Below are 9,336 nucleotides of genomic sequence, written 5' to 3' on the forward strand. Positions count from 1 at the left end.
GGGGCGGGGGAAGCGGCGGCGGTTTTCACAAGCGTAGCGAGCCTGTGAATTTCGCCGCCAGCCTCTCGCGCGGCATGGCGGCGGTACGACACAATATGGTGGTCGTCATGATGTTCACCATCGCCATCAACGTGCTGCTGCTGGCCATCCCGCTCTATCTCTTCCAGATATCCGACCGGGTGCTGACAAGCCGCTCCATCGACACGCTCGTCATGCTCTCGATCGCCGTGCTCGGCGCCGTGCTGCTTCAGGCCTTCATGGATACCGTCAGGCGCTTCATCCTGATGCGCACTGCGGTGGAACTCGAAGTGCAGCTCGGCGCGCCGATCCTCAGCGCTGCGGCGCGGGCCTCGCTGCATGGCAGCGGCAAAGACTATCAGACACTCCAGGACCTGCAGCTGCTGCGTGGCTTCCTGACATCCGGCACGCTGATTGCGTTTCTCGATGCGCCGCTGATGCCGTTCTTCGTCGTCGTCGTTTATTTCGTGCATCCGCATCTCGGGATCATCATCATGACCTGCTGCGCGGTGCTTTTCTTCATCGCCTATCTGAACCAGAAATTCACCGCCCGGCAATTTGCCGAATCCAACGGCTACCTCAGCCGGGCGAATTTCCACCTCGATTCCATGTCGCGCAATTCGCAGATCATCAACGCAATGGCGATGATCCCCGAGGCCGTGAAGATGTGGGGCCGGGAAACGGCGGGCTCGCTGAAATCGCAAGTCGAGGCACAGGACCGCAACATCATCTTCTCCGGCATATCGAAGGCTTGCCGCATGATCACCCAGATCACTCTGCTCGGCTGGGGCGCGCATCTGTCGCTCTCCGGTGAGCTGACCGGCGGCATGGTGATTGCGTCCTCGATCATTTCGGGACGCGCGCTGGCGCCGATCGAAGGCGCCATCGAAGGCTGGCATCAGTTCAACCGGTCGGCAGCCGCCTATTCCAGGATCAAGAGCCTGCTTTTGAACTCGCCGTTGAACTTCCCGCGCCTGCGCCTTCCCAATCCGGAAGGTCGGCTCGATGTCGAACGCATTCTTTTCGTGCCGCCGCCGCAGAAGAAGGTCATTCTCAACGGCATCTCCTTCTCACTCAGGAAGGGCGAATCGCTGGCGGTCATCGGCAATTCCGGGTCCGGCAAGACGACACTCGGCAAGATGCTCGTCGGCTCGATCGTGCCCACATCGGGCAACGTCCGCCTTGACCTGATGGACCTGCGAAACTGGGACCAGCGCCAGTTCGGCGAAAGCATCGGCTATCTGCCGCAGGACGTGCAGCTCTTCCCCGGTACGATCAAGGCGAATATCTGCCGGATGCGCGACGACATCGAAGATCACCAGATCTACGAAGCCGCGGTGCTGGCCGACGTGCACGAGCTCATCGCAGGTTTTCCTCAAGGCTACGAGACCATCGTCGCGGCCGACGGCGCTCCGCTTTCGGGCGGCCAGAAGCAGCGCATCGCGCTCGCGCGCGCCTTCTTCGGCAATCCCAAATTCGTGGTCCTCGACGAGCCGAATTCGAACCTCGATACACAGGGTGAGGCAGCCCTTGCCAAGGCGCTGATCCACGCCAAGAAGCAGGGCATCACCACCGTCACGATCACCCAGCGCCCGGCCCTGCTCCAATGCGTCGACAAGATCCTGGTGCTCAAGGACGGCACTGTCGCCATGTTCGGGGAACGGATCGAGGTGTTGCAGGCGCTTTCGAAGAACAACAGCAATAATGGTCAACAAGCACCGCGCATCGAGAGGTGAAGGCTATGGGACGGAAAAAACAGGAGACCGCCGGTCCGGTGCAGCTCGAATGGTATAGCGACGTGCCGCGCTCGATCCGTGTGCACAGCATCGTCGGCCTGACGGTTCTCTTCACCTCGTTCGGAGGCTTCGGCTTCTGGGCCGCAACGGCGCCGCTTGCCTCGGCTGTGATCGCCCAGGGAAGTTTCGTTGCGACCGGCAACAACAAGATCGTCCAGCATCTGGAGGGCGGCATCATCAAGGAGATGCGCGTCAGCGAGGGTGATACTGTGAGCGAAGGCGATATTCTGCTGACCCTCGATCCAACCGCCTCTCGCTCGAACGAGCGGATGCTGCAGCTTCGGCGCCTGCGGCTCGAAGCCGTCGTCACAAGGCTCCGCGCCGAAGCGCAGGGTCTGCGGGAATTCCAGCTTCCCGCTATCGTGACGAAAGAGGCGGGCGACCCGGACATCAACGCGATCATCCAGAGCCAGAACATTGTCTTCCACAGCAAGCAGATCAAGCTCGAGGAACAGCTCAATCTGATCGAGAAGAATATCCAATCGCTGGGATACCGTTTCGCCGGTTATACCGGCCAAAAGGAATCCTTCGAAAGGCAGCTATCGCTGCTGACCGAGGAACGCGACTCCAAGGCCCGGCTGGTCAAGGTCGGCTATATGCGCAAGACGGATCTTCTGGCGATCGAACGGGCGATCGCCGATGCGATGGGCGACATTGCGCGACTGAACGGCGAGATCAACGAGAGCGAGGCAGAGATCGCCAAATTCCGCCAGGAAGCCGTCATCGCCGTCAACTCCAACAAGCAGGCGGCGCTCGATGCGCTCGAGACCGCCGAATCCGATCTGGACAGCGTGCGCGAACAGATGCGCGAGGCCGCAGGCGTGCTTGAACGCACGACCATCCGTTCACCGGTGTCGGGAACCGTTATACGCTCCTATTTTCATACCGCCGGCGGCGTCATCACCACAGGCAAGCCGATCATGGAAATCCTGCCGGCGAATGTGCCGCTGATCCTGGAAGCGCAGGTGCTGCGGACCTCGATCGATCAACTGCACGAGGGGGAAATGGCATCGATCCGGCTGACGGCGCTCAATCGGCGCACGACGCCGGTTCTGCAGGGCAAGGTCTTTTACGTCTCGGCCGATTCGATCGAGGAGAATGCGGGGCTCTCGGTCAAGGACGTCTATATCGTCCGCGTCGCAATACCCGATTCCGAGATTGCGCGGGTGCATAATTTCCATCCCGTTCCAGGCATGCCGGCCGAAGTGCTGATCCAGACCTCGGAACGCACCTTCTTCGAATATATCAGCAAACCAATCACCGACAGCATGTCCCGGGCTTTCAAGGAACGCTGAGCGCGGGCGATCCGGCAACGACGGCGGTCCGCCGAAAGATGGGGGATTTGTCCGTTGTTCTGATATGCTGTCGGTAGGTATCATCCCCTACGGGGAAGAAAGGGCGAGCATGGCGGCGATGTCCGATGTCCTGTTGCGGGTCGGCCGCTTGAATTATGTCTGGACGAACACCGAAAGCCTGCTGATCTACATCATCGCCCATCTCCTGCGGGTCGAAAAGGAAGCGGCAATCGTCGTGTTCCTGACCCTCAACACGACACGCGCTCGGATGGATCTCATCGAGCGGCTTGCCAAGCTCGGCTCGACCTCGCCTTCCGACCGCAAGGCCATCCTTTCAGCCATGTCGCGGCTGAAGAAGGAATCCAAGACCCGCAACAAATACAATCACTGCATCTATTCCTTCGATGAGAAGGGAGAGATCTCGAGCACGCAGCTGATGCGGTTGGTCGAGGACGACAAGGAGATTCGCTACGGCAAGATCGAGCAAATGGATGCCCGCGAGATCGACCATCTGGAGAAGTCCATCGCCGAGATCGTCGCCATCAGCCGGACGCTCTGGGCCTTCATCCATGCGAGCCCGCAGATCTCCGGCGAACTCTGATCTAATCCGTATGTATAGCGGCTTGCCAAAACCGCTTCACACTTTCGGGCGATAACATCGAAGCGTCGGATTCTCTGGAATGCCTTGAGCTCTATGCCTTTGAATCGATGTCTTATCTTTCCCGAAATCCGATCCCGATTTCGGATTATGTGCCGGCTCGGGACTAATCACATTTAAGCCGTGCAAATCATCCGGACGGTTCATTTGAAGATCGGTTTTTCTCCTTAGAATGAAAGCTCCCAAGTAACGTATGGGGTATTGGGGGGCGGTCATGCGCATAGACATCATCGACACCATCACGGGGTTCGAAGCGGTGCGTGACAATTGGGATCAGGTCTTCATGGAAGATCCCGATGCGCAGCATTTTCTCTCCTGGATATGGCTGAAGAATTATCTGTCCCGCCGACGCCGCTGGTTCATCCTCGCCCTTCGCGAACGCGATCCCGAAGCACCCTATGTTGCTTTTTTTCCCTTGCGCCTCATCACGCATCTGAACGAGAAGACCGGCCTCTTCTACGACGAGATCATAATGGCCGGGAATTTTGCGGCCGATTATACCGGCTTCATCGTCAGGCCGGATTACGAACATCATGCCATTGCCGGCTTTGCCTCATTTCTCAAACATCAGAACTGGACCGACCTGAAACTCGAATATTTCAGCGGCCCTGCCGGCCGACGCGAGAAGATGATTGAGGCGCTGCGGGGACCAGAGGTGATGTTTCGCGACAGCTCGCCGAAAAACAGCGAGAACATCGACAACACGATCTGCCCCGTCATTCCCCTGCCGGCAAGCTTCGACGATTATCTCGAACAGCGCATGAGCAGCCAGACGCGCCAGAAGCTCCGGAGGTTCCTGCGCAAGGTTGAAGGTGACGATATCTATCGGATCACCATGGCGAGCCCAGAGACCATCAACCGCGACATGGATATCCTCTTCGATCTCTGGCGAACCAAATGGAGCGCCCGCAAAGGCGCGGAGCGGACCGAGCGGCTGATCATCACCACGCGTGAAATGCTGACAAACTGCTTCAACAGCGGCAATCTTGAAATGCCGGTCCTTTGGCATGGCGATCAGCCGCTCGGCGCGCTGGCGAATATTGTCGACCGGCAGAAGAAAGCGATCCTGTTTTATATCACCGGCCGCGACGAAAACTGGAAGACGCCGTCTCCCGGTCTTATCCTGCACGGTTACTGCATCCGGCGGGCGATTGAGGAGGGCTTCAAGACCTATGACTTCCTGCGCGGAAACGAACCCTATAAATATATGTTCGGGGTGGAGGAAAGGCGGATCAGCTGCACGCTGTTCCGCACCCGCAGCGGTCAGAACCTGCATGGCGTGCTCAACCCGCGCAGCATTCGCTTCGTCTATGAACAGGCGCTCGACATGTACCGCAACGGAGCCCGCAGCAGGGCGGAAATCGTTTTCAACCAGGTCCTGCAATCCGCTCCAGGCCATACCGGCGCTGAGTTCGGGCTGGCCAACTTGCTGTTCGACCGCGGAAAGCTGACGGAGGCACTGGCTGCCTATAAGGCGCTTGCCGAGCAAGCGCCCGATCCGACCCCGATCCAGATGCGGCTTGGCGACGCGCAGCTTGCCCTGCATCAATATGACCAGGCTGCCGAGACTTTCCGCCAAGTCGGAGAGATCGGGCCACATCTCATCCAGGCGCATTACAAACGCGGCATTGCCCTTGCGGCCAACAAACGATTGGCCGAAGCGGAAGCAGTCTTCGCTGCGATCCGGGATGTGCATTCGGACGATCCGGCCGCACTCGACTATGCGGCCAGGGCAAGTGCAGCGCTCGAACGGATCCGCGCGAGCGTCGAGCCCGCTCCTCATAAAACCGACGTCGCGCAGGAGACCATCCTCCGCTGGAATCGGGGACGGCAGCTCAGCGAGCGACGCCGGCCACGTCTGCATTGAGGAGATTTTCGCCGGTTGCAAAAATGCGTTTGGGCGCTTCCTGAATGCGCAGTCGCCATGGTCTTTGATTTTGCGCTGCGATCGTTGCTAAAAGAGGTGCAAGCCTATTTTGCAACTCCTCAGTAGGAACTCATGCAGACCAGATGGCGCCGCAAGAGAACGGCTTCTGGCCATTCTCGATTTCTGGCACAAGATCGAGTTCTTCATTCCCTATGATCTCTCCAGTCGCGTCATCACAGGTGAGGGCCGAAGCGTCTTCTGGCTGCATGCAAGGACGCTTGAAGATGACGGTGCGGCACTGCGCCGTCCCGCGATCCCCGAGGAGAAGCAGATCACCGGTTTTACGCTGTTCCTCGGCGTCTTCAGCAAATCCGAAGTCACCGATATCCGCAGGCGCTTCGATAGCGTTGCAGCCGATATCACCGCATATGAGGATGCCGAGCGCGGCGATCTCGACGGCGATACCTGCTTTGCCAGCCTGCAGCTCACGCCCTTGGGACAGCCGATCTTCGAGACATTTTCGGTCTCCACGCTTCCCTGGGCTCTGGGGCGCGTGCAGAAATCCGGCCTCTCCTCGCTCAGCTACGAGGCATTTGCCGACAGCAAGCGGCAGCTATCGGAATTGCTTCAGAATTTTCGGGCGCAGCGGCATCTGCGATCGCCATCCTCCGGGGACACAGACGATCAACCGATCGACGCCGGCGAGATTCTGACGCTGCATGAATTGCTCTGCGATTGGGCCGGCTTTGCCTCATCTCGGGAGATGCCCATCGCCGCCGTTGAAATACGCTACAAAGACAGGGTCGAAAGGCCTGAAGTCCTGTCGCTGCCGCCACAGCAGGAGAGCCATGCGCCCGATGCCGAGGATGAGGAGGATGAAGGTGCAAGCGTTGAAGAAGAGATCGGTATCCTGAACAGCTTCTTCATCGAGGATATCGAGCGGGCGATGATAAGCGTCAGACACGGTGATATCCCCGAGCCGCTCAGGCAATATCTCACCCCTCTTGCCCCGGAGAAGCGGATCGACCTCTATTCGCAAGATGGACGCCGGGCGATCGTTCGGGCCTTGCATCCGGGAAATATCAACCGCGGACGCTGGCTCAGCGAACCTCATCACGCGATGAGCCTCATGCAGCAGTTCGCGATCAATTCGGCCATCGGCGAGCTTTCGGAAACCGGACTGTTTTCGGTCAACGGCCCACCGGGGACGGGAAAGACGACGCTGCTTCGCGATCTGTTCGCGGATAATATCGTTCGGCGCGCCCGCGTGCTCTCCTCCTTGAAGACCGCGCGCGATGCCTTTGACGGACCAGCGCGCCGCGCCATCTTCGCAGACCGGAGCACCGGCACGATATCGGCACTGATCCCGGCCCTGACAGGTTTCGAAATGGTCGTCGCTTCCTCCAACAATGCCGCCGTCGAGAATATTTCGCGCGACCTTCCCAAGCGAAGCTCGATCGCCAGGGCGTCTTCATTCCATTATCTGCAGACGGTCGCGCACAAGGTCGCTTGCCAGAAGGACAATGGTGCCGCCGTCAAGCTTTCCGACGGTGACCGTCCATGGGGTCTGATCGCCTGTGCGCTCGGCAACTCCAGGAACCGTCGCGCCTTCAAGGAACGTTTCGCCTTCATGGAAATCACCGAAAGGCCGAATCCCGGCTGGTCAGGCGCGGCCAGGCCGCAGACCATCTGGGAATGGCTGAAGGGTTACGAGGGACCGAGCTTCGCCGAAGCATCGTCGGCCTTTGATGACGCCGATGCGCTGGTTCGTGACAAGATCGGTCAATATGCACGCTATGCCGATCTCTATGACGACATCGCCCGGGTGTCAGAGGATACGTTCTGCAGCGAGACGCTTAAAGGGGTCGCGGAGACCGCCGCCGAACTCCGGGGCGTGCAGGACCGTTGCGACATGGCGGCGGCCGAAATGCTGCGTCTCCGCGAAGGATTGTCAGGTCTGAAGGAGGAAGAACAGCTGCTCGACCGCGGTGCGCCCGCGTGGTGGGAGCGAGCGCTGCCGAGCAACTCTGCCCGGCAGCATCGGCAAGACGTCGGCGCCAATGCGCGCCGGCAGCTGGAATTGCGCAAGGCACTGGCAGAATGCGAGGACCATCTTGCGAAAATCCATGAGCCCCAGCTGGAACAGTCGTTGCGCAAACATGAGCGGGCCGAACGGGCACTGCGGTCGCGGCGGAAAATCTGGTGCAGGAAGAGAAGGGAATTCGACCGACTGGGGGAAGTTTTCAACCATCCCGCCATGCCCGGCCGTCTCGCCGATCTCGAGACCGACCAGTTCCAGATCGACGGCCTCTGGCATCAGAACGAATTGGCGGGTCTGCGCTCGGCATTGTTGGAAGCGGCGTTGACGCTGCATGAAGCATGGCTGGCGGAGGTTGGCAGGAAAGGCGGAGGTTTTGGCGGAAACATTGTCGCCATCAGCAAACTGCTGTCCAACAACAGTCCCGTCGATGGCGAGCACATTGCGTCGATCTGGCAGGGCCTTTTCATGATCGTTCCCATCGTCTCGACGACATTCGCTTCCTTCGCCCGGCAGCGGGCTGGACGCCGGTTCGATCGGCTGGGTCTTCATCGACGAAGCCGGCCAGGCGGTGCCGCAAGCGGCGGTCGGCGCCCTGCTGCGGGGGCGCCGCGTCATGGCAATCGGCGATCCCCAGCAGATCGAACCGGTCTTTACCCTTCCGAGCGGGCTGATCACCGCCGCTTCAGCTCTCTCAGCCCATACAGTGACAGGACAATATTCACCGAACCGGGCTTCGGTGCAGATGCTGGCCGACGCCGCCAACCGCTATGGAACGACAGTCCCCGGCGAGGAAGCGGACGGGCTCTGGATCGGCTGCCCTCTCCGGGTGCACCGGCGCTGCATCGATCCGATGTTCGGCCTTGCCAACCGGATCGCGTATCAGAACAAGATGGTATTCGGGCTGGAGAAGCGCCGCCCGGCCGGCGACGCACCGCCGTTTTATGGCGACAGTGCCTGGATCGACGTCAGGGGGAGGGTGTCGGGCAAACAGACGGTTGCAGAACAGACGGACTTCATCATCGACGTCCTCACTGCCACGTATCGCCGCGATGGCGCATTGCCGGATCTTTATATCATCTCTCCGTTCAAAGAGGTCAAGAACAGCCTGAGGCAGGCTCTGGCCCATGCAGCATGGGTGGACCGGAACGGAAATATGCGATCCCCTCCATCAAAACTGTCGCGATGGCTGCGGGAACGGATAGGGACGGTGCATACTTTCCAGGGCAAAGAGGAAGACATCGTTTTCATGGTTCTCGGCGCCGATGCCGATCATAGCGGAGCCGCAGCCTGGGCGGCGTCCAAGCCGAACCTCTTGAACGTGGCGCTGACACGCGCCAAACGTCGCTTCTATATCGTCGGCGACCGCACTCTCTGGCAAATCTTGCCGTATTTCAGGGAGACGGCGAATGCCTTGGAGACAATTCAACCAGGCGAATTCCTAGCTCGGAATGGTTTGGACTGACAATCCTGCTGTCGTATGCTGATTTCTCCCGCCCCCAGAAACACAAAAAGCCCGCACGAGGCGGGCTATTTGTTTGGTTGCGGGGGCAGGATTTGAACCTGCGGCCTTCAGGTTATGAGCCTGACGAGCTACCGGGCTGCTCCACCCCGCGCCATTGCAGATCGATTTGATCTGCTTGAGTATTGTAACACGAAAGGCC

The 9,336-nt window shown here is 59.6% G+C and carries 4 protein-coding genes, 1 tRNA gene and 1 pseudogene; 5 read left to right on the top strand and 1 reads right to left on the bottom strand.

Annotation, left to right across the window (positions count from 1 at the left end):
* The 5 genes and pseudogenes from GR197_RS31110 to GR197_RS31130 form a co-directional block, all read left to right on the top strand.
* The coding region (locus tag GR197_RS31110) for a type I secretion system permease/ATPase (RefSeq protein ID WP_164016533.1) at positions 1-1,754 on the top strand (1,754 nt) is incomplete at its 5' end.
* A gap of 5 nt (positions 1,755-1,759) precedes the next feature.
* Positions 1,760-3,109, top strand: a complete 1,350-nt coding sequence (locus GR197_RS31115; protein WP_164016535.1) for an HlyD family type I secretion periplasmic adaptor subunit — start codon at positions 1,760-1,762, stop codon at positions 3,107-3,109.
* Between the two features lie 109 nt (positions 3,110-3,218).
* Positions 3,219-3,710, top strand: a complete 492-nt coding sequence (locus tag GR197_RS31120) for a hypothetical protein (protein ID WP_164016536.1) — start codon at positions 3,219-3,221, stop codon at positions 3,708-3,710.
* Positions 3,711-3,981: 271 nt separating this feature from the next.
* Entirely contained in the window at positions 3,982-5,634 is a 1,653-nt protein-coding gene (locus GR197_RS31125) for a GNAT family N-acetyltransferase (protein WP_164016538.1), read from the top strand.
* Between the two features lie 109 nt (positions 5,635-5,743).
* A pseudogene (locus GR197_RS31130) lies at positions 5,744-9,137 on the top strand (DEAD/DEAH box helicase).
* 74 nt (positions 9,138-9,211) lie between these two features.
* On the opposite strand, the gene GR197_RS31135 reads toward GR197_RS31130, so the two are convergent.
* A tRNA-Met gene (locus tag GR197_RS31135) sits at positions 9,212-9,288 on the bottom strand.
* Between the last annotated feature and the right edge of the window lie 48 nt (positions 9,289-9,336).

This window comes from Rhizobium phaseoli (genome assembly GCF_010668805.1).
GTDB classification, from domain to species: Bacteria; Pseudomonadota; Alphaproteobacteria; order Rhizobiales; family Rhizobiaceae; genus Rhizobium; species Rhizobium phaseoli_A.